Source organism: Anoxybacillus sp. J5B_2022 (genome assembly GCF_026847645.1).
In the GTDB taxonomy this organism is placed as follows: Bacteria; Bacillota; Bacilli; order Bacillales; family Anoxybacillaceae; genus Anoxybacteroides.
Window position 1 is genome coordinate 17,381 of the sequence record NZ_JAPSMC010000027.1, and the last position, 19,634, is coordinate 37,014.

At 44.9% G+C, this 19,634-nt stretch carries 18 protein-coding genes; 15 read left to right on the forward strand and 3 right to left on the reverse strand.

What is annotated here, in order from left to right; translation table 11 throughout:
• Nucleotides 1–99: 99 nt before the first annotated feature.
• The 7 genes from M4I42_RS09195 (at nucleotide 100) to M4I42_RS09225 (ending at nucleotide 9,847) form a co-directional block, all read left to right on the forward strand.
• Nucleotides 100–546, forward strand: a complete 447-nt coding sequence (locus M4I42_RS09195) for a cytosolic protein (protein ID WP_268851896.1) — start codon at nucleotides 100–102, stop codon at nucleotides 544–546.
• 298 nt (nucleotides 547–844) lie between these two features.
• Entirely contained in the window at nucleotides 845–3,268 is a 2,424-nt protein-coding gene (gene nirB, locus M4I42_RS09200; RefSeq protein WP_268851897.1) for a nitrite reductase large subunit NirB, read from the forward strand.
• A 12-nt stretch (nucleotides 3,269–3,280) separates the two neighbouring features.
• Nucleotides 3,281–3,586 (forward strand): nitrite reductase small subunit NirD, encoded by a 306-nt coding sequence (nirD, locus tag M4I42_RS09205; RefSeq protein WP_268851898.1) that lies wholly within the window; start codon nucleotides 3,281–3,283, stop codon nucleotides 3,584–3,586.
• Nucleotides 3,587–3,597: 11 nt separating this feature from the next.
• A complete protein-coding gene (gene nasC / locus M4I42_RS09210; protein ID WP_268851899.1) occupies nucleotides 3,598–5,739 on the forward strand; it encodes an assimilatory nitrate reductase catalytic subunit NasC in 2,142 nt (713 codons plus the stop codon).
• Between the two features lie 201 nt (nucleotides 5,740–5,940).
• Entirely contained in the window at nucleotides 5,941–7,158 is a 1,218-nt protein-coding gene (locus M4I42_RS09215; RefSeq protein WP_268851900.1) for a nitrate/nitrite transporter, read from the forward strand.
• A gap of 207 nt (nucleotides 7,159–7,365) precedes the next feature.
• Complete coding sequence (locus M4I42_RS09220) at nucleotides 7,366–9,150, forward strand: sensor histidine kinase (protein ID WP_268851901.1); 1,785 nt, start codon at nucleotides 7,366–7,368, stop codon at nucleotides 9,148–9,150.
• Nucleotides 9,128–9,847 (forward strand): LytR/AlgR family response regulator transcription factor, encoded by a 720-nt coding sequence (locus M4I42_RS09225; RefSeq protein WP_268851902.1) that lies wholly within the window; start codon nucleotides 9,128–9,130, stop codon nucleotides 9,845–9,847. The genes M4I42_RS09220 and M4I42_RS09225 overlap by 23 nt, the downstream gene beginning before the upstream one ends.
• 109 nt (nucleotides 9,848–9,956) lie before the next feature.
• Here M4I42_RS09225 and M4I42_RS09230 read toward each other — a convergent pair whose 3' ends face one another.
• The 3 genes from M4I42_RS09230 to M4I42_RS09240 form a co-directional block, all read right to left on the reverse strand.
• Entirely contained in the window at nucleotides 9,957–11,039 is a 1,083-nt protein-coding gene (locus M4I42_RS09230) for an acyltransferase (RefSeq protein WP_268851903.1), read from the reverse strand.
• 350 nt (nucleotides 11,040–11,389) lie between these two features.
• Nucleotides 11,390–11,527: a hypothetical protein gene (locus M4I42_RS09235; protein ID WP_268851904.1), complete on the reverse strand. Its 138-nt coding sequence runs from the start codon at nucleotides 11,525–11,527 to the stop codon at nucleotides 11,390–11,392.
• Nucleotides 11,524–11,700 carry a Fur-regulated basic protein FbpA gene (locus M4I42_RS09240; protein WP_268851905.1) on the reverse strand — a complete coding sequence of 59 codons (177 nt, stop codon included), beginning with the start codon at nucleotides 11,698–11,700 and terminating at the stop codon, nucleotides 11,524–11,526. The genes M4I42_RS09235 and M4I42_RS09240 overlap by 4 nt, the downstream gene beginning before the upstream one ends.
• A gap of 175 nt (nucleotides 11,701–11,875) precedes the next feature.
• Here M4I42_RS09240 and M4I42_RS09245 point away from each other — a divergent pair, with 175 nt between their 5' ends.
• The 8 genes from M4I42_RS09245 (at nucleotide 11,876) to M4I42_RS09280 (ending at nucleotide 19,449) form a co-directional block, all read left to right on the forward strand.
• The gene (locus M4I42_RS09245; protein ID WP_183182826.1) at nucleotides 11,876–12,175 is read left to right on the forward strand and encodes a MerR family transcriptional regulator; all 300 of its coding nucleotides are present in this window, start codon (nucleotides 11,876–11,878) and stop codon (nucleotides 12,173–12,175) included.
• 77 nt (nucleotides 12,176–12,252) lie between these two features.
• Complete coding sequence (locus tag M4I42_RS09250; protein WP_268851911.1) at nucleotides 12,253–13,722, forward strand: Na+/H+ antiporter NhaC family protein; 1,470 nt, start codon at nucleotides 12,253–12,255, stop codon at nucleotides 13,720–13,722.
• Between the two features lie 137 nt (nucleotides 13,723–13,859).
• A complete protein-coding gene (locus M4I42_RS09255) occupies nucleotides 13,860–15,191 on the forward strand; it encodes a Na+/H+ antiporter NhaC family protein (RefSeq protein WP_268851906.1) in 1,332 nt (443 codons plus the stop codon).
• 54 nt (nucleotides 15,192–15,245) lie between these two features.
• A complete protein-coding gene (locus tag M4I42_RS09260) occupies nucleotides 15,246–16,178 on the forward strand; it encodes an endonuclease I family protein (RefSeq protein ID WP_268851907.1) in 933 nt (310 codons plus the stop codon).
• Nucleotides 16,179–16,331: 153 nt separating this feature from the next.
• The gene (locus M4I42_RS09265) at nucleotides 16,332–16,553 is read left to right on the forward strand and encodes a FeoA family protein (RefSeq protein WP_183182819.1); all 222 of its coding nucleotides are present in this window, start codon (nucleotides 16,332–16,334) and stop codon (nucleotides 16,551–16,553) included.
• 3 nt (nucleotides 16,554–16,556) lie between these two features.
• A complete protein-coding gene (gene feoB / locus M4I42_RS09270; RefSeq protein ID WP_268851908.1) occupies nucleotides 16,557–18,560 on the forward strand; it encodes a ferrous iron transport protein B in 2,004 nt (667 codons plus the stop codon).
• A gap of 18 nt (nucleotides 18,561–18,578) precedes the next feature.
• Nucleotides 18,579–18,725: a FeoB-associated Cys-rich membrane protein gene (locus tag M4I42_RS09275; RefSeq protein ID WP_268851909.1), complete on the forward strand. Its 147-nt coding sequence runs from the start codon at nucleotides 18,579–18,581 to the stop codon at nucleotides 18,723–18,725.
• 148 nt (nucleotides 18,726–18,873) lie between these two features.
• Nucleotides 18,874–19,449, forward strand: coding sequence for a DUF5317 domain-containing protein (locus tag M4I42_RS09280; RefSeq protein ID WP_268851910.1), 576 nt, complete (start codon nucleotides 18,874–18,876; stop codon nucleotides 19,447–19,449).
• Nucleotides 19,450–19,634: the final 185 nt, after the last annotated feature.

A 19,634-nucleotide genomic window follows, 5' to 3' on the forward strand; every position in this document is an offset into this window, starting at 1 on the left:
GTTTTAGCTTATAATAAAAAATTCGACATAATTGGAAGGATGAGCATATCTTTTTGTCGAATACTACATACCTACATACTTGAGAATTTGGATGTTTTTATGGAAGATCATTCGCCCGCGCATTTCACGAAAATGCGCGATGATAAAGGAAAGAAAGGAGAGAAAAAGATGGATTGGGAGGAAGTGAAAAAAATACTTGCCCAAGAATTATCGGCGCATTCGTTTGAACGGTGGATTGGCAGCACAACAGCAGTTCTCGACCACGACTGGGTAATCGTGAAATGTACTGATGAACAGCAACGGAACATGTTACAGACGAAATACGGTTCGCTCATAATCGATGCTGTTCAGACAGTGTTTGGCTCATCGATGACGGTTGTGTTAGCCATCGAAGAAGAATACGAACGATTGGCGAAACGATATGCGCCGATGAGCTTACGCGAATATGTCTTAGCGCTTGAGCAGCGAATGCAGCAACTAGAAGAACGCGTCCAACGCTGCGAACAACTCATCGACCAGCTACAACAACCGAATATCGTTCATTAACGAAAAGGCTCGTTCATGACCAATGGACGAGCCTTTTCGTTCGATGAATTAATGTTATAAAAAGTAACAAATAAATTGTTTTTCACGATTTCTATGTATGTATATATAAAAACTATGTAATATATTTTAACATTATTAGTGATAAAAAATAACGAGATGATAAGATAAAACTAACATAAGCATAGGGGGGAGAGAGGATGGTGCAAAAAAGCAAAGAAATCGGGGTGTTTACGTTGCTGTTTTTAGTATGCAAACTATGGTTTCAGCGGTAACTAACATGTCACGGAGGGATGGAGCGATGGAAAAAAAGAAACTTGTATTAATCGGAAACGGGATGGCGGGTGTACGCTGCATCGAAGAGATTTTAAAAATCGATCGCGATTTATTTGATATTACGATTTTCGGAAGCGAGCCGCACCCGAACTATAATCGCATTTTATTATCAACCGTCTTGCAGGGCGATACGTCGATTGCAGATATTACGATGAACGACTGGGAATGGTACCGAACCAACAATATTCGTTTGTTTGTCGGTGAAACGGTGGTACAAATCGACAAAGAAAAACAACAACTCCGGACGGACAAAGGACGAACCGTTTCGTACGATGAGCTAATTATCGCTACAGGGTCAAAACCGTTCATTTTGCCAGTCCATGGGGCCGACAAAAAAGGGGTTACTGCGTTTCGCGATATTAAAGACTGCGAAATGATGATGGAATATGCCAAAACGTATAAAAAAGCCGCAGTCATCGGCGGTGGCTTGCTTGGTTTAGAGGCTGCGAGAGGTCTTTTAAATTTAGGGATGGAAGTGGATGTCATTCATATTTTTGACTATTTAATGGAACGCCAATTAGACCCAACGGCGTCGAAACTGTTGCAGCGCGAATTAGAAAAACAAGGAATGAATTTCCTTCTTAAAAAAGAAACAGCTGAAATTTTTGGAGAGAACCGTGTCGAAGGAGTGCGGTTTAAAGATGGCACAGAAATCGCTGCCGACTTAGTGGTCATGGCGGTCGGGATTCGTCCGAATATTGATTTAGCGCGGGAAAGCGGAATCGCGGTAAATCGAGGAATTATCGTCAACGATTATTTAGAAACGAACGTTCCGCACATTTATGCCGTTGGGGAATGTGCAGAGCATCGCGGCGTTGTATACGGTCTTGTCGCCCCGCTTTATGAACAAGGAAAAGTGTTGGCCGAAGCGATTTGTGGGATAAAAACTCACCCGTACGAAGGTTCCGTCGTTTCGACGCAGCTAAAAGTATCTGGGGTTGACGTCTTTTCCGCCGGTGAATTTATGGAAGGGGAAGGAACGTCTTCGATTAAAGTGTATGACGAGTTGCGCGGCGTATACAAAAAAGTCGTTGTTCGCGACGGAAAAATCATCGGTGCGGTTTTATTTGGGGACACAAGCGAAGGGCGAAAGCTATTGGAAATGATTCACCGAAACGAGCCGGTTTCGGACGCGTTCCAGCTGTCCTTTTTCCAAGCGAATTCAACAACGCAAAGCACGGTCGCAACGATGGCAGATGCGGATGTCGTATGCGGGTGTAACGGAGTCACCAAAGGTGCCATTTGCCAAGCGATTGTCGAGCATGGCTTGCGAACGGTCGAAGAAGTACGCGACTGCACAAACGCTTCTCGTTCGTGTGGCGGCTGCAGAGGGTTAGTAGCAGAACTATTGGAATATACGTTAGGGGAAACGTTTGATAAACAAGCGATGAAAGAAACGGTCTGCGGATGTACGACATTAAGCCGCGACGAAGTGATTGCGGAAATAAAAGCGAAAAAGCTGAAATATGTCAAAGAAGTAATGAGTGTGCTTGGATGGAAAACGGAAGAAGGATGCTCCAAATGCCGTCCGGCGTTGAACTACTACTTAAGCATGCTATATCCAGGCGAATATGTCGATGAACTCGAATCGCGCTTTGTCAACGAACGGCTTCATGCCAACATTCAAGCAGACGGCACGTATTCGGTTGTGCCGCGAATGTATGGAGGAGTAACGACAGCGGAGCAATTGCGGAAAATTGCCGACGTTGCGGAAAAATATAACGTGCCGATGATTAAGCTAACAGGCGGACAGCGCATTGATTTGTTAGGGGTCAAAAAAGAAGATTTGCCACGCATTTGGGCAGAGCTTGACATGCCGTCTGGGTACGCATACGCAAAAGCACTCCGCACCGTGAAAACGTGCGTCGGCAATCAGTTTTGCCGCTTCGGCACACAAGATTCCACGGCGCTTGGCATCGAAATGGAAAAGAAATTTGAGCGGTTGAACACCCCGCACAAAGTAAAAATGGCGGTTTCTGCTTGCCCGCGCAACTGTGCCGAATCAGGAATTAAAGATGTCGGCATCGTCGGTGTGGACGGCGGGTGGGAAATTTACGTCGGCGGAAATGGCGGAACGCATTTACGGGCAGGCGATTTATTATGCACCGTCAAAACGGCGGAGGAAGTTATCGAAATGACAGGAGCATTTTTGCAATATTACCGCGAATCTGCCAATTACTTGGAACGAACATCGAAATGGGTGGAGAGAGTTGGGCTAGAGCATATTCGCGAAGTCATTTTTGCGCCAGAGGTGCGAAAGCAATTGCTTGAGCGCCTAGACCAAGCACTGCAAGCGACAAAAGACCCATGGAAAGAAATTGTTGAAAAGAAAGAGTTGCAAGAAACGTTGTTTACGAACTTACAAGCAAAAGTACCAGTCAATCGCTAGGAGGAATGGTTCATGGCACGAGTAGAAATCGGTTCAGCAACACGTCTTGTCGAACGGTTAGGAAAATGCGTCAAAGTAGGCGGAATGGAATTAGCGCTATTTCGCCTATCCGACGGTCGGATTTACGCGTTAGAAAATCGCTGCCCGCATAAAGGCGGGGATTTGTCGCAAGGAATTGTTAGTGGCGAGTTCGTCTTTTGCCCCCTTCATGATTGGAAAATTTCCATCAAAGACGGGAAGGTGCAAGCGCCTGATCACGGATGTGTGAAAACGTACAAGGTGGAAATCGAAGCGGGAAAAATGTATATCCAGCTGTAAGGGGAATGCCTATGACAAAAGACTTATTAGACTATTTTCGGCAAAAACAAAAAGATTACACGACAGAAACGGTGTTTGATACGCAATGCCCGTTTTGCAGCGTCCAATGTACGATGCAGCTCGTCGAAGAGCGGGTAGTGGGGCGAAACCGATATAAAGTGCTAGCAAAAGACAACCCTACTTCCAACGGTCGGTTGTGCATGAAAGGGCTTTGTGCCCATCAACACGCACTTCACCCAGAGCGGTTGCAGTTTCCGCTGCTGAAAAAAAACGGTCGCTTTGTTCGAGTGAGTTGGGAGGAGGCGCTTTCGTTTATTCGCGACCGTTTTACCGCTATCCAAACAGCGTTTGGCAATGATGCGGTCGGGGTGTATGGCGGCGGCTCGTTGACAAACGAAGAGGCGTATTTGTTAGGGAAATTTGCCCGCGTTGCTTTGAAAACCAAATATATCGATTACAATGGCCGCTACTGCATGTCCGCCGCTGCCGCTGCGATGAATGCAACGTTTGGGATCGATCGTGGGCTGACAAACAAACTGTCGGAAATTCCGCACGCCCGCTGCATCCTATTGGCAGGAACGAACATTGCGGAATGCCAGCCGACGATTATGCCATATTTTCGGCAGGCGAAGAAAAACGGAGCATTTATCATTGTCATCGATCCACGAGAAACAGCGACGAGTGAACTAGCCGATTTGCATATAAAAGTGAAACCGGGGACGGACGCCGCCTTAGTCAACGGCATGTTAGCGGTTATTTTAGCGGAAGGGTATGTCGATGAAGCGTTTGTCAAGGAACGAACGGAAGGATATGAGGAACTAAAAAAACATATCGAACATATCCAGTTAGACGATATCGCCGCAATGACCGGAGTCGCTAAAGAAATAATCGCGTTTGCTGCAAGGCAATACGCGTTAGCACCAGCCGGCATGATTTTCACCGCTCGTGGGGTCGAGCAACAGACAAACGGCTATATGACAGTCCGCAATTTTCTTAACTTAGCGCTTGTTACGGGGAAAATTGGCAAAATCGGCTGCGGATACGGAGCGGTTACCGGACAAGGTAACGGACAAGGCGGACGGGAACATGGGCAAAAAGCAGATCAGCTCCCAGGATATCGCTCGATTGAAAACCAAGCGCATCGGCAATATATCGCGAGCGTTTGGGGAGTTCCAGAAGAAGAATTGCCGAGAAAGGGAGTTTCCGCCTATGAAATGATGCAAAAAGTGGCGGCAGGCGAGATTAAAGCGATGATAATGATGGGCTCCAATCCTGTCGTCTCCAGCCCGAACGCCGGCTTTGTCGAACGGGCGTTGAAGACGTTGCAATGTTTTGTTGTTGTCGACCTCTTTTTATCGGAAACGGCAGAACTTGCCGACGTCGTGTTGCCGACGTCTTCCTATTTAGAGGATGAAGGAACGATGACGAACTTAGAGGGACGGGTCACATGGCGTCCAGCTTCGCGCAAGCGCCTAGGAGAAGTGAAACATGATTGGGAAATTCTTTGCGAACTTGCGAAAGTGCTAGGGAAAGGGGAGTATTTCTCATTTTCATCTGCAGAAGAGATTTTCGACGAATTGCGCGTTGCTAGCCGCGGTGGTTTGGCAGATTACTATGGCATAACGTACGAACGGTTGCGACGTGAACGAGTATACTGGCCTTGCCCGTCTTTGGAGCACCCTGGCACAGCAAGGTTGTTTGAGCACTCGTTCGCTCACCATGACGGTAAAGCGCGGCTTGCGGTTGTCGAAAATAAATACGAGAAAGAAGAACCGACAGAACACTATCCGCTGTACGTGACGACCGGGCGTGTGTTGGCGCATTATTTAAGCGGGACACAAACACGTAGAAGCCCGACGCTTGCTTCACGGCAAATCGAAGCAGTGATGGAAATTCATCCGAACACAGCGAAAAAATATAAAATCGAAAATAACGCATTAGTGAAGATTGAAACAAAACGAGGAGCTGCGGTTGTAAGAAGCAAGTACTCCTATAAAATTCGCGAAGATACTGTATTTGTTCCGTTTCATTGGAGTGGGATACAAAACATTAATCAAATTACGGACGATCGGCTAGATCCTTACTGCAAAATGCCGGGATTTAAAATTTGTGCTGCACGAATCCGTTCGGTCGTAGATTTAGAGAAAAATTAAAAAAGACACTCCTTATCATGGAGAGTGCCTGCTCAAAAACGTTTCTATTTATGATTATAGCACAAATATACCGGCAAGCGAACCGCTTGCCGACTACGGCAGAAAAGCTAGGAATAGAGCGATTTCAACTGGGTTTTAATGGTTAATCAACACGACTGATATACCGATTCGGTTGCGATATTTTGTGAAAGGGGAATGGCTATGGAACGAAAAAGTTTTTTGAAAAGCGGTCATACACCGACACTATTTAGTGCATTTTTATATTTCGACGTTAGTTTTATGATTTGGGTGCTGCTCGGTCCGCTTTCGGTCATTATTATGAACGACTTTCAAATGGATGCGGCGCAAAAAGCGAATCTTGTGGCATTGCCAATTTTAGGTGGTTCGATTCTTCGGCTTGTTCTCGGTTTATTAACCGACCATATCGGTCCGAAAAAGACGGCGCAAATCGGCATGATGATTACGCTCATCCCGCTTATTTGGGGCTGGAAGTTTGCCGACCATTTATCCGAGCTTTATGTCGTCGCGTTATTGCTTGGAGTGGCGGGAGCGAGTTTCGCCGCTGCACTGCCGCTTGCGAGCCGTTGGTATCCGCCGCAATACCAAGGGCTTGCGATGGGAATTGCAGGTGCTGGCAACAGCGGAACAGTATTAACGACGCTGTTTGCCAACCGAATCGCCCAATATTATGGCGATTGGCACATCGTTTTTGCTTTCGCGCTCATTCCGCTCGTTGTGACGTTTCTTCTTTTTTCGATGTTCGCCAAAGACAGCCCAAGTCAACCCGCCCCGCAACAGTTCACAGACTATATGCGCGTGTTAAAACAACGAGATGCATGGCTATTTTGTATGTTTTATAGCGTCACGTTTGGCGGGTTTGTCGGGATGTCGAGCTATTTGACGATCTTTTTCAACACCCAGTACGGGCTTGATCCGGTAAAAGCTGCTGATTTCACGACGATTTGTGTCATTGCAGGAAGCTTTTTTCGCCCGATTGGCGGCTGGTTAGCTGACAAGTTTGGCGGTATTCGCATGTTAATAATGCTATACAGTATAGTTGCGGTGATGATGGCGTTTCTTTCCTCTTTGCCGAGCTTGCCGGTTGCGACCGCTTTTCTCTTTATTGCGATGATGAGCTTAGGGATGGGGAACGGTTCGGTATTCCAGTTAGTGCCGCAGCGCTTCCAAAAAGAAATTGGTGTCATGACCGGAATTGTTGGTTCCGCAGGCGGACTTGGTGGCTACTTTTTGCCAAAAATTTTAGGAAATATAAAACTAGCGACCGGCTCGTTCACGTTTGGTTTCCTCGTATTAAGTGGAATTGCGTTATTGTGCCTATTACTTATAGCAGTTGTGCAGCGACAATGGAAAAAAACATGGATCGGCGCTGGCGGAAAAGCGAGAGTGGAACATGTATAGGAACTGATTTCTTTCGAGGGAAATACAACAACACGTGTTTTGCGTGTATATATGGTTATAAGAAAGGGTGCCCCGTTATTTTTGGGACACCTTCTTTTTTTCTATGAAATAGATTCATGACGATACTTAAACTCGCATACAGGCATTTTGTAAAAAAAGAAGTGAGCCATTGGTCCGATCATGGTAAGATAAGGGTAGAGGTGATTGATGATGTGGCAGCTTTGTCTTTCGATGGTCGAACGGCTTGGAATTATTGTTATGGTCGCGTTTTTATTGACGCGGTTGTCATATTTTCGTCGATTAATTTATCACCAAGAAGTAGATTGGGCGCAGCGGTTCATTATTATGGTTATTTTCGGAATTTTCGGTATTGTCGGAACGTATACCGGTTTAACCGTGCATGTGGAAACGTTTGAAGTCGCGAAATGGACGTGGTCGTTGAAAGAAAATGAGGCGCTTGCCAACTCGCGCGTCATCGGGGTCGTTATCGCGGGATTGCTTGGCGGTTGGCAAGTCGGGCTTGGTGCCGGTTTAATTGCTGGGGTGCATCGGCTGTTTCTTGGCGGATTTACGGCGGTCGCTTGCGGCGTATCGACGATTATCGCTGGAGCAATTGCCGGGATGGTTCATCACCGCAAAAAAAGGGCGTTTGCCCTGTCGCCAGAGGTGGCGCTTGTCGTTGGGATGGCAGCGGAAACGTTGCAAATGCTCGTCATTTTGCTTGTCGCAAAGCCGTTTGACCGAGCGTTATTGCTTGTCGAGGAAATTGGTGTGCCGATGATTATTGCGAATGGCTTAGGGAGCGCTATTTTTATTCTAGTTATTCGCAACGTATTTCAAGAAGAAGAAAAAGCAGGGGCGTTGCAGGCGGAAAAAGCGATGCGTTTAGCGGAAGCGACCGTCCATCATTTGCGGAATGGATTAACGCCGCAATCCGCGAAAGCGATTTGTGAGCTTTTTATTCAAGAAGTTCCGTCTGTAGCGGTCGCGGTGACGGATCGTACACATATTTTAGCGCACGTCGGAGCGGGAAGTGACCATCATTTTGCGAACGAGCCAATTCAAACGGAAACGACGCGGCAGGTGGTGGAAACAGGGGAAATGCTCATCGTGCACGATCGGGTTGCTTGCCATGACCCGAATTGTCCGCTGCATAAAGCGATTATCGCCCCGTTAAAGCGAAAAGATGAAACGGTCGGCACGCTCAAATTTTATTTTCAATCAGACGCCGATTTATCGTCCATTACGTTTGAATTTGTGAAAGGGTTGTCGTCGTTGTTAAGTTTGCAGCTGGAAATTGCGGAAGCGGAAAAATATTATCAATTAATGAAAGAAGCGCAAATTAAAGCGCTCCATGCCCAAGTACATCCGCATTTTCTGTTTAATGCGTTGAACACAATTGTTTCTTGCGTCCGAATTGACCCAAATCGAGCAAGACAGTTGCTCGTTTCGCTAGCATACTATTTTCGCAAAAACTTAGCGAGTACGACGGACATGTTATCGACGTTAGAAGAAGAAATTCGCCACGTGAAAGCATATTTAACAATCGAAGAAGCGCGGTTTCAAGATAAATTGCGCGTCCACTACGACATTGACGAAGGGTTTGAACGGGTAGTGCTGCCGACGATGACGTTGCAGCCATTAGTAGAAAATGCGGTGAAACACGGGTTAAAATATATGAAAAAAGGCAGTGAAATTGTCATCGCGGTGAAAGCAGATGGGGAGATGGTAAAAATTTCTGTGACCGATAACGGCAAAGGAATGACAGAGGAAGAAGTGGCACAGCTATTGCGAACGCCAGTTGCTTCACAACGAGGGATAGGGATCGGGCTGTATAACGTCTATGAACGAACGAAGTCGTTGCTTGGAGATGACGTACGCTTTGCGATTGTATCGGCAAAAGGAAAAGGAACAAGCGTCCAATTAACCGTTCCGTTAAAAGAAGAGGAGGAGAGGGGGGCGATTGCGTATGCGAGCCATCATCGTCGATGACGAGCCGTTAAGCCGTGACGAATTGAAACATTTATTGCTTGCTTATGAACAAATCGACATTATTGGCGAGGCAGATTGTGGGGAACATGCGTTAGAAAAAATCGTTTCCTTACAGCCGGACGTCGTCTTTTTAGATATCGAAATGGCAGAAATGTCAGGGCTTCGCCTTGCGAAAATGTTGAAGCAGCTCAAGCAGCCGCCGACGATTGTGTTTGCGACGGCATATCCGAATTATGCGGTCGAAGCGTTTCGCTATGAGGCGGTCGATTATTTATTAAAGCCGTTTGATGACGTACAAGTAGGGGAAGCGGTCGCTCGCCTGTTGCGCAAATTGGAAAAAGAGAAGCCTTCTGCTCCAGATGGGTCGCTGCGAAAATTAGCGATTGAGGAAGAGGAAGGGATTGTGTACGTATCACCGCACGATATTTTATATTGTTGCCGAGAAATAAAAGATACCATCGTCGTGACAAAACAAAAAACGTACCATACGAAAGCACCGTTAAAAGAACTCGAGCAAAAGTTAAAAGGAAATTTATTTTTTCGTCCGCATAAAAGCTATTTAGTCAATGTGGAAAAAGTAGAACAGCTTACCCCGTGGTTTAACGGGGCGTATCAGTTAACGTTAACAGGAACAGATGTGAAAATTCCCGTCAGCCGCAATTATGTGAAAGCGCTTCGGCAGCGATTAGAATTATAAACGAGGGTGTCCCAAAAGTAACGGGACACCCTTTGTTATAACCGTATATGCGCACGAAACTATATATTGTATCTCCCTCGGAGAAAGGCGGTCTTTTGGATCAGCTCCGTTATTTTTTCAATATCATAAGCGGAGAAAGCCGCCATTCCCACTGCTTCTGTTCGTGTCCGATGACTAATGCGCTCACTGGAGAGAGATGAAGGAGCGCGCAGCATCCAACCGAGAAAAAAGCAGTAATAGCAAACAACACGACACCTTGTAAAAGCGGAGCGGCGATGTTTAACGTATGTGCAAACACGTATAAAAAGAATAAATGCCCTAAATACGCGCCGTACGTATAACGGTTAATAAACCGAAGCACCGTATATAACGGCGATTTTGTTTGCACGATGGTCATCGATAATGCGTAAAGCAATAAAATTTCTGAACATACGTAGAAAAACATCGACGGTTTTAAATATGTTGCTGCTTTTAAATCGATCGAAAAAATGTTTTTAAAGGTAAGCAATTCGTACCCTACGAAAATAAACAACGCTAAAAAAAGAAACGTATTAAACGGAATTGATTGCAAGACGAATTTCCGCCACTTTGGCAACGTTTGTGCCGCTACGCCTCCGAGTAAAAAGTAAAAGAAATAAGCAAAAAAGCTTCGATCCAAATAGTGAAGTGGAGACGCACTCACCTGCGCAAACGATCGTAAAAATAAGAGATAAACCATCGCGCCGCCGATGAGCGCTTTTGTCCATGCCCCTTTTGTTTTTAGCCATGCGAAAAATAGCACAAACAACGGGGCGAGTATATGGAATTGGAAAATCATCACCACATACCATAAATGAGGGGCAGCGTCCCCTGTCAAAAATTGTTTTACCCATTCGCTCCAGCCGGCGTCTTTAGCAAGTAAAAAAAGATAAACAACCGCCCAAAACCCGTACGGAAGAAGTAATTCTTTTCCTTTATGCATCACGTACGACCGGTAGTGGGCAATGCTTTGCTGCGAAATATGAAACCCCGCCAAAAATACGAATACTGGCGCAGAAAACTTTACAAAATTAAATAACATGCCGACCATCACCGCTTCTTCCGGCCGAAGTGTTCGGTGGTTCATCACGTATAGTAAAGCGCTTTGAAAGACGACAGCTAAAAATGCTAAACTTTTCATCACGACTAATTCGGAAGGTTGTCGATGATTCATGTTCATTCACCAGCTTTATTTTCGTTTTCTACATATTTTAGTATAATGATAAATTCTTCACAAAGTGATATAATCTGTGACAATCTATTGAAAAGCCCATCGCAATTTCATGAATAACGATATATATTTTAATATAAAACGGTTACAATCGTCAGAAAAAAGTTCTTGTCGTACGGTGACAAGAACTTTTTTGACTCTTCACCAAAAGTTGTACTTGATTTTTTTCATCATATGCCCTACTTATGTTTCCAAGGGAAAACAAGCAAACTAATATTTGTGTATATACTTGTTCAGAGAAATGTACCATTTGTCAAGTACATGTTGTGGTGATGAACCACTTTTTTGCTAAATTATCCTCTATTTTGCACTTCCCGAAGCAGTTCGTACGCTCGTTCGCCAGCAAGGCGTATAAGCTGCTCAAAAATCGCATCGCGCTGCAAGTCTAATTCGACAATTCGTTTCGCTAGTTCAAGCGCTTGGTAGTTCATTTCCATCCCTCCCGTTTTTTCTTTTGTCTTGTTCGATTTCGTTCGTATTCGCGGCGCAATTCGGTGACGGTCCACCGATTAAGTGAATCAAACTCAAACATCCCTGTTTTCGTCAGCTCGTAAATATAAAACTGTTTTTGCTTCTGAAGCGCGTTTTGCAATAATTTCCCCATATTCCCACTCCCTTTTTCTTCCCATTATAAGCATTTTTTGCGTGATTGCTATCATTATGTTATATTTTATTACATATAAAATAAAAATAATGTTAGAAATTATAACAAAAATACGTCGTATCGCTTTGTTTTTTATATAATTGTGTTAGAAAAATTATCATAGGAGTGGAGTGCGATGGAGCGAAAAGATGATGCGTATAAGTTTAAGAAAGTCATTTCGATTGGGGTCGTCAGTGAACTGACCGGGTTGTCGCAGCGGCAAATTCGTTATTACGAAGAGCGGAAGTTGATTTTTCCTGACCGTTCGAAAGGAACGCGCAAATATTCATTTGACGACGTGGAGCGGCTGATGGATATTGCCGATAAGCGCGAGGAAGGGGTACCAACGCAAGAAATTCGCCGCGAGCTGACAAAAGAGCTACGCGAAAAAATGTTAAAAGGGCAAATGAACGCCCATTTTCGGTTTCGGGGATAAGTTTTCTCATAACGGGAGAAGGCATATTTTTTCGTACTTCGTTCATACTACCAATGTACGAAAGGAGTGGTAAAATGATGGAACCTTCTTGGAGAGCCCTTCTCCCGTTTTTAGTTGTTATCCCGTTATCGATTTGGACAAGGCAAGTGATTCCAGGTTTGTTTGTGGCGCTTTTGCTTGGCAGTTATTTAGTCGATTCGACGATACTTGGTGGACTAAAAACGATGCTCACGTATCTTGTACATAACTTGATGCAAACAAACAATATTCGGATTATTATCTTTCTTTACGTATTTGCTGGGTTGATTAGCATCATTAAATATGCAGGGGGGATTAAAGGGTTTGTCCATCTTGTTGGAAAAAAAGTAAAGACGGCAAGAAGTGCGTTGTTGTTGACATGGATTTCTACAATGGTGACGTTTAGTGACCCGGATTTTCGGATTGTTACGATTGCGCCAATTATGAAAGCGCTGAAAAAGAGACTCCATTTATCGTCGCAACAAATCGGTTTTACGATTGAAGTAACGTCCAATCCGGTAGTTGCGCTCATTCCGTTAGCGACCGCGTTCGTCGGTTATATGGTATCGGTCATTGACAAAGCGTTAAAAACGGCCGGCATTCATGAAAAGGCGTACACGGTGTATGTAAAAAGTATTCCGTTTAACTTTTTTTCGTTTACCATTATTCTTGTCGGCTTATACTATAGTTTTTTCCGATATAACCGAAAACGGACGTTATCGCTACTAGAAATTCAGAAACACAATCGAGCGGTAATGGTCGAAGCGGCAAGCGAAACAGAAAACCCGAACGAACAACAAGGAGAAGAAGGGTTAGAATCTTGTCCGGAAGCGTTTGAAAAAGATACGCCGACGAAGCCGTGGAATTTAATTGTCCCACTTTCCCTTGTTCTTCTGTTAACGTTGTTTCTCAGTTGGTGGGACGGGCATCAAGGGGCGACGAGCTTTTTCGATGCGTTTCTCCGTAGCGATGCGCTAGGTGTGATGTTAGAAGCGCTCATGATTACCGTTATTTTAACGGTCATATATTTTTTATGGCAACGATTTAAACTGGCGGATTTATTGACGCATTTTGTCAAAGGCGGGAATGAACTAATGTCCGTCATTTTAATGCTCGCGTTGATTTGGGCAGTGTCCGCGATCTCGGAAGATTTAGGATTCTCTGCTTATATTACGGAGCATGTAAAAGGGTGGATTCCGCATTATTTCGTCGCACCAGTATTGTTTTTGTTAGGGGCGCTCATTTCGTATTTTATCGGTTCGTCATGGGGGACGTGGGGACTATTGATGCCGCTTGGGGTGACGCTTGCAGCGGAGTCGGGAACGAACATTTTGCTAGTCATCGGAGCGGTATTTGCCAGTGGGACATTTGGCGCATTCGCTTCCCCATTGAGCGATAATACGGTGACGTTATGCACTATTTTAGATTTGCCAGTCATAGAATACGCCCGCACGAAACTCGTGCCTTCCTTTATCGCTGCCGGCTTAGCGGCGGTGTTGTTTACCGTTATGTCGTTTGTGTTGCGATAAATACGATTTTGTTCGCTCGTACTTTTCCTGAAAAACGCTTCTCTTTTCGATTAGGGGGCGTTTTTTTGAATTGGCAAAAAACCAGATTTTTTGTATGATGGTGACGTAACTAAATTTTGGATGTTGGAGATGGAGAAATGAGAATGATTTCACTTTCTCAAGGGGAAATGCTATGGTTATTGGCTGTCACATTGCTCGGTATTTTCAGCGCGGTGTTTTTTCACATCCCGCTCTTTATCGGGTTTTTTCCGGGACTTTTTGCGTTAGCTGCGCTCTGCGTTCATAAAGGGATATCTTTTCGTGCGCTTTTACAAATGGGGAGACGGGGAGCGCTTCAGACGAAAGAGGTTGTCATTATTTTGTTATTGGTGAGCATGCTACTGCCGATGTGGGAGATAAGCGGCACGATGGAACAAATGGTCGCGTTATTTTTGCATTTTTTATCGCCTAAGCATTTTTTGCTCCTATCGTTTCTCTTTATGATGGTAATGTCGTTATTGCTAGGCACCGCGGTCGGGTCGTTAAGCGCGCTCGGCATCCCGTTGATGAGCGTTGCGATGTCTTTGCATTTGCCGTTTCCTGTCGTAGCTGGGGCGTTAGTTTCTGGAGCGTTTGTCGGCGATCGGACGTCCGTTTTTTCCAGCGCTTATCAGCTGCTTGTGCATACGGTGGAAACTTCTGTCTATCGCCAATTAAAAAAATTATTGCCAACAACTTTGCTGGCAATTTGCTTTAGTGCTTGCTTTTATTTTTTTCTTGATTTGCACGTATCGACACGAGCGACGCTTCATGTAGCACCGTTACATGTCGACACCATTGCGCTGTTTCCGCCAGTTGTGCTTCTATTGCTCGTTTGCTTTCGTATAAAAATGAAGCACGCCTTTTTCGCAAGCATCATTTGTGCAATCGTGCTTGCGTATTGGCAAGGAGTGCCGATATTCTCCCTTAGCTCCCATTTATGGAATGGTAGTGAGCAGCTAGGCGGCGGGGTTCGTTCCGTGTTGTTTTTGTTATTATTTATTGCTTTAGCTGGGGTTTATAACGGGATATTAGAAGAATTGCAGGTCTTACAGCCGTTTTTAAACCGCTGGCTGGCGAATAAGAAATCGCTTATGTCATATACGTGGCGGACGATGGTTGCTTCACTTGCCATCGCGGCGGTGGCATGCAATCAGACGTTGCCGATTATTTTAACTGGTCGCTCGTTTTTTTTTCACTGGCAAAAGCAGTACTCGCGGGAAGAATTGGCAAGAGTGATGGCAGATTCGACGATGATTTTCCCTGGGCTTATTCCTTGGAGCATATTGGCGGTGATGTGCAGTGCGATTACAGGGGTTTCTACTATTTCGTATATTCCATATGCGGTTTTTTTATGGAGTTTGCCGTTAATGACGTTGCTTTTTTCAGCCGGCAGGCAGTTTTTCTCTAAGCGTCCATCTGCTCGTCTATCTTTCCCTCGCTTGTTATAATAAATATACCCACATTTGAAATGTGGGGAGAGCTTCTTAAGGGCGGTGAGATAGATGGCGGACGAAATATTACAAGAGCTCGAACAATGGCAATGCGAAGACTGTGACGACCAATTGCTATTTTTAAAAGAAAACCAGCAACAAATTCAAGCGAAGCGGAACGTGTATTACGATGAAAAGAAAGACCGAAAAGCAATCGAGCGGTATTATCGACATGTCATTCGCGAACAAGACGGGCTTAGCATGTTTGTCAAATACCATGAACTAGTGAAACGGACGCATAAACGACGGCTTCCTTATTTTTTTAGCAAAGACGAGTATTTGTATACATGGGTCGATCTTCACCCAGACGGTTCGGTTCGAAGCATTTATTCGGGAGAAAAGAAAGATCCAGAAACGATTATTATACAAGATTACGAGATTATTAGAAAACGGTATGAGGAATTTCGTCGATTGTTGAAACACGCGGACAAAAAAGAATGGAATATCGAACAAAAGCTAAGAGGAATTGAGCGGCAGCTGAAGCTTAATACCGAACACGTCGTTCCGCAATCGTGGTTTGGAGCGAGAGAGCCGATGAAAGGCGATTTGCACCATTTGTTTGTTTGCCAGCCGGAATGCAATGCCGCTCGTTCCAATTTTCCGTACGCCGATTTTCCGTTTTATGAGCCGGAATCGCCAACGGAGAAAATTCAAAACCATTGCGGGGTCGCTGATAACGGTTGGTTTGAGCCAGAACACGGGAAAGGGACGGTGGCGCGGGCGATGCTCTATTTCTTATTGCGTTACCCGACAGAAATCGCGAAGGCGTTTCGCCGAAAAATCGACATTCCGCTTTTAGTGCGCTGGCACAAACAATTCCCAGCAACGATTTACGAAAAGCACCGCAATCAAGCGATTTTCTCGATTCAAGGAAACCGCAATCCGTTTATTGACTTCCCGAACTTAGCCGAACAAATGGTTTTTCCGCTGAAATCAAAGCAATAAGCGTCCGAGTGTAGGGCGCTTTTTTCGCAAATTTGGAGAAAAAGTGTAACAAAGTTGTGATAAAAATCATCCCTATTCCCTTTAGTTTTGTAGTATGATAGAAGTAGCAAATGTTGAGAAAAATTATCATTATTGTTGAGGAGGACTGGATCAATGGTTCTTACCGACTTGCAACCTGGGAAACGTGCAACGATTACGAACATCTCCATGATGAGTGATATATTAAAACAACGCCTCATTGATATGGGCGTTCATGAAGGAGAAGAAGTTTGTGTCAAATGTACAATGCCGTTTGGCGGACCTGTGATGGTCGAAGTAGCTGGGCAGTGCATTTGTTTACGCCGAAAAGAAGCCGCATGCATTGGAGTGGAGTAATTTATGTCGCAAATTGCGTTATTTGGGAATCCGAACACTGGAAAAACATCATTATTTAATAACTTAACGGGTTCTTACGAATATGTAGGAAACTGGAGTGGAGTGACGGTCGAAAAAAAAGTCGGGATTTTACGAAGCCGCGATGCGTATGTCGTCGACTTGCCAGGGGTATATTCGCTCCATCCGCTTTCACGCGATGAAGGAGTGGCGACCGATTTTTTGTTAACAGAGTCGTTTTCGACGGTTTTAAATATTGTTGATGCGTCACAGCTAAAACGGAATTTACATTTGACGATTCAGCTGCTCGAATTTGGCAAGCCGCTTGTGATGGCGTTAAATATGATCGATGTCGCGGAGCGGCGCGGAATGAAAATCCATATCAACCAGCTATCGGCGCGATTTGGTGTACCGGTCGTTCCAGTGATTGCCCGCACCGGCAAAGGGATGGACGAATTGACGGAGAAACTTCGGTCGGTGGAACAAACGAAGCCGTTTACGTTAACATACGACGACGTCATAGAAACAGCGATTGCGAAAATAAGCAGCTATCTTCCAGACGATATCGAACGATCGAAACGATGGCTTGCGCTGCAATGTTTAGAAGGAAACGAGCGAGTGTACGAATATTTGCGGGCGAAAATCGCACTTGAACCGATTTTAGCCATTCGTAAGCAAACGGAAGAAAGCATCCGTCAGCTGCCGCACGGCCGTTCGCTTCGAGAACGGCTCCATCATTTGCGGGAAACGTTTATTGAAGCAGTGTTGGAAGACGTCGTGACATGGACGGAAAAGCGTCCCCTTACATGGACGGAGAAAATCGATGCGATTGTAACGAACAAATATTTAGGAATGCCGATTTTCTTGTTTTTTATGTATGTGATGTTCATGTTGACGTTCGATTGGCTTGGCTCGCCATTAGCTGATTTGCTTGACCAATTTTTCTCAGGACCGTTGACGGATACATTGTCGCGGCTGTTAACGGCAATGGGAGCGTCTGGATTTTTGCAAGAACTCGTATTGAACGGTATCGTTTCCGGGGTTGGCGGTGTGCTCGTTTTCGTGCCGCAAATTTTCATTTTGTTCTTTTTCATTTCCTTGTTAGAAGACTCGGGCTATATGGCACGGGTGGCGATGGTCATGGATCGTTTGATGGAAGCAATCGGTTTGAACGGAAAATCGTTTATTCCGATGATTATTGGCTTCGGCTGCAACGTTCCAGGGGTGATGGCGGCGAGGACGATTGAGCAGCCACGCGAGCGCTTGTTGACGATTTTGTTGCTTCCGCTTATGTCTTGTTCGGCGCGGCTGCCAGTGTATGCATTGTTTGTCGGTGCATTTTTTAAAGCGCATCAAGCTTCTGTCGTCTTTTCGTTGTATGTATTAGGAATTGTTGTCGCATTGTTGCTTGCGAAACTATTTTCATCGACGATATTAAAAAATGAACATTCGATGTTTGTTATTGAGCTACCCCCATACCGCATGCCGCAGGCGCTTACGTTATGGCGCAGTACGTGGGATAAAGGAAAAGGTTTCGTTCGTAAGGCGGGAACGTTTATTTTTGGCGGGTCGGTGGCGATTTGGTTGTTATCTTACGCAGGGCCAAAAGGGCTTCATGTTTCGATGGATGACAGCTTTTTAGCGACGATTGGTGGCGTATTAGCGCCGATTTTAGCACCGCTTGGATTTGGGACATGGCAGGCGGGTGCTGCACTACTTACAGGCTTTTTAGCAAAAGAAGTCGTTGTTTCGACGATGAATATTATTTATCACGTGAAAGATACAGACACGTTGCAAGGGTTGATGGCGCACTATTTTACGCCGCTATCGGCGTTTAGCTTCATGGCGTTTGTATTGCTTTATGTGCCGTGCTTAGCAACGGTCGCGACCATCCGGAAAGAAACAGGTTCGACGAAATGGACGTTTTTTGCGATTGGCTATGCGCTCGCGATTGCTTATATCATTTCATTCCTCATTTACGAAGGCGGAAAATGGCTAGGACTTTCATAGTAAAGGAGGGGGAGAGCAGTGGTTGCTAATATTATCATCGGCGGTGCCATTTTTGCCTATGCAGGCTGGACGCTCGTCCGCCACGTCAAAAAAAGCACCAAAGGAAAATGCGCCGGCTGCTCCACAGCAGACGCTTGCTCTGCATGCCGCACGGAGCAACGATAAAGCCAAGCACTAAACGTGCTTGGTTTTTCCATTTTTGTCACTTCCTCAAAATTAGGCGAAAAGTCCTATTTACAGAATAGTAGAAAAATAGTTTAAATAAAGGCAAGAGAAATAATTTTTGGTAATGATGCTAAAGGAGAACTGGCAGATGGTTTATGATGGCATTCTTTTATCGTTGCTCATCGGCTTTTTCCGCGGTGGGAATTTAAAAGGAATCGCGGAAATGAAACTGCGCGGTGGTTGGTTGTTTCCCATTTTATTAGTGATTGAAATTTTCATTTTTATATTGCAAAATAAAATAGAGATCGTTGCAAAATTAAGCAACGGCATGTTTTTAGTCATCTATGCGACTGGGCTTGTTTTTCTATGGCTAAACCGCCATCAACCAGGATTTACAGTTATTTTTGCTGGGGTTTTGCTAAACTTTATCGTTATGTTACTTAACGGCGGAAGGATGCCTGTTTCGGTCGAAGCAGCGCAATTTCTTGGCCGTGAGTATATAGAAGCGCTCAAGGCAGGGGTATACGGAAAACATGAAGCAATTACATCCGCAACATGGCTTCCGTTTTTAGGCGACATCATTCCACTATCGCCGCCATACCCACGCCAGCAAGTCATCAGCATCGGCGATGTCGTGATGAACGTAGGAGCGTTTATCTTTGTTCAGCATCTAATGGTAGACGCAGCGAAAGAAGAAACAAAGACTGTTCCTGCGAATCAATAGATTATGAGGGGGAGAAGAAAACATGAATGTGAAAGTAAAAAAAGTATTAATTAACCTATTTATTATAGGTTCTGTAGTTGTAGCCTTAACATCAGCATTTAAAATTGGAAGCTAATCTTGTTTTGGGGGAGGGAACTATTCTTTCCCTATTTTTCTTATAGAAAAGGATTATTAATCTCTTTAGA

What these genes read in the sequence shown, in the direction of transcription:
- M4I42_RS09195 (WP_268851896.1), top strand. Translation starts at nt 100, where the DNA reads ATGGAAGATCATTCGCCCGCGCATTTCACGAAAATGCGCGATGATAAA.
- nirB (WP_268851897.1), top strand. Translation starts at nt 845, where the DNA reads ATGGAAAAAAAGAAACTTGTATTAATCGGAAACGGGATGGCGGGTGTA.
- nirD (WP_268851898.1), top strand. Translation starts at nt 3,281, where the DNA reads ATGGCACGAGTAGAAATCGGTTCAGCAACACGTCTTGTCGAACGGTTA.
- nasC (WP_268851899.1), top strand. Translation starts at nt 3,598, where the DNA reads ATGACAAAAGACTTATTAGACTATTTTCGGCAAAAACAAAAAGATTAC.
- M4I42_RS09215 (WP_268851900.1), top strand. Translation starts at nt 5,941, where the DNA reads ATGGAACGAAAAAGTTTTTTGAAAAGCGGTCATACACCGACACTATTT.
- M4I42_RS09220 (WP_268851901.1), top strand. Translation starts at nt 7,366, where the DNA reads ATGATGTGGCAGCTTTGTCTTTCGATGGTCGAACGGCTTGGAATTATT.
- M4I42_RS09225 (WP_268851902.1), top strand. Translation starts at nt 9,128, where the DNA reads ATGCGAGCCATCATCGTCGATGACGAGCCGTTAAGCCGTGACGAATTG.
- M4I42_RS09230 (WP_268851903.1), bottom strand. Translation starts at nt 11,039, where the DNA reads ATGAATCATCGACAACCTTCCGAATTAGTCGTGATGAAAAGTTTAGCA.
- M4I42_RS09235 (WP_268851904.1), bottom strand. Translation starts at nt 11,527, where the DNA reads ATGAACTACCAAGCGCTTGAACTAGCGAAACGAATTGTCGAATTAGAC.
- M4I42_RS09240 (WP_268851905.1), bottom strand. Translation starts at nt 11,700, where the DNA reads ATGGGGAAATTATTGCAAAACGCGCTTCAGAAGCAAAAACAGTTTTAT.
- M4I42_RS09245 (WP_183182826.1), top strand. Translation starts at nt 11,876, where the DNA reads ATGGAGCGAAAAGATGATGCGTATAAGTTTAAGAAAGTCATTTCGATT.
- M4I42_RS09250 (WP_268851911.1), top strand. Translation starts at nt 12,253, where the DNA reads ATGGAACCTTCTTGGAGAGCCCTTCTCCCGTTTTTAGTTGTTATCCCG.
- M4I42_RS09255 (WP_268851906.1), top strand. Translation starts at nt 13,860, where the DNA reads ATGAGAATGATTTCACTTTCTCAAGGGGAAATGCTATGGTTATTGGCT.
- M4I42_RS09260 (WP_268851907.1), top strand. Translation starts at nt 15,246, where the DNA reads ATGGCGGACGAAATATTACAAGAGCTCGAACAATGGCAATGCGAAGAC.
- M4I42_RS09265 (WP_183182819.1), top strand. Translation starts at nt 16,332, where the DNA reads ATGGTTCTTACCGACTTGCAACCTGGGAAACGTGCAACGATTACGAAC.
- feoB (WP_268851908.1), top strand. Translation starts at nt 16,557, where the DNA reads ATGTCGCAAATTGCGTTATTTGGGAATCCGAACACTGGAAAAACATCA.
- M4I42_RS09280 (WP_268851910.1), top strand. Translation starts at nt 18,874, where the DNA reads ATGGTTTATGATGGCATTCTTTTATCGTTGCTCATCGGCTTTTTCCGC.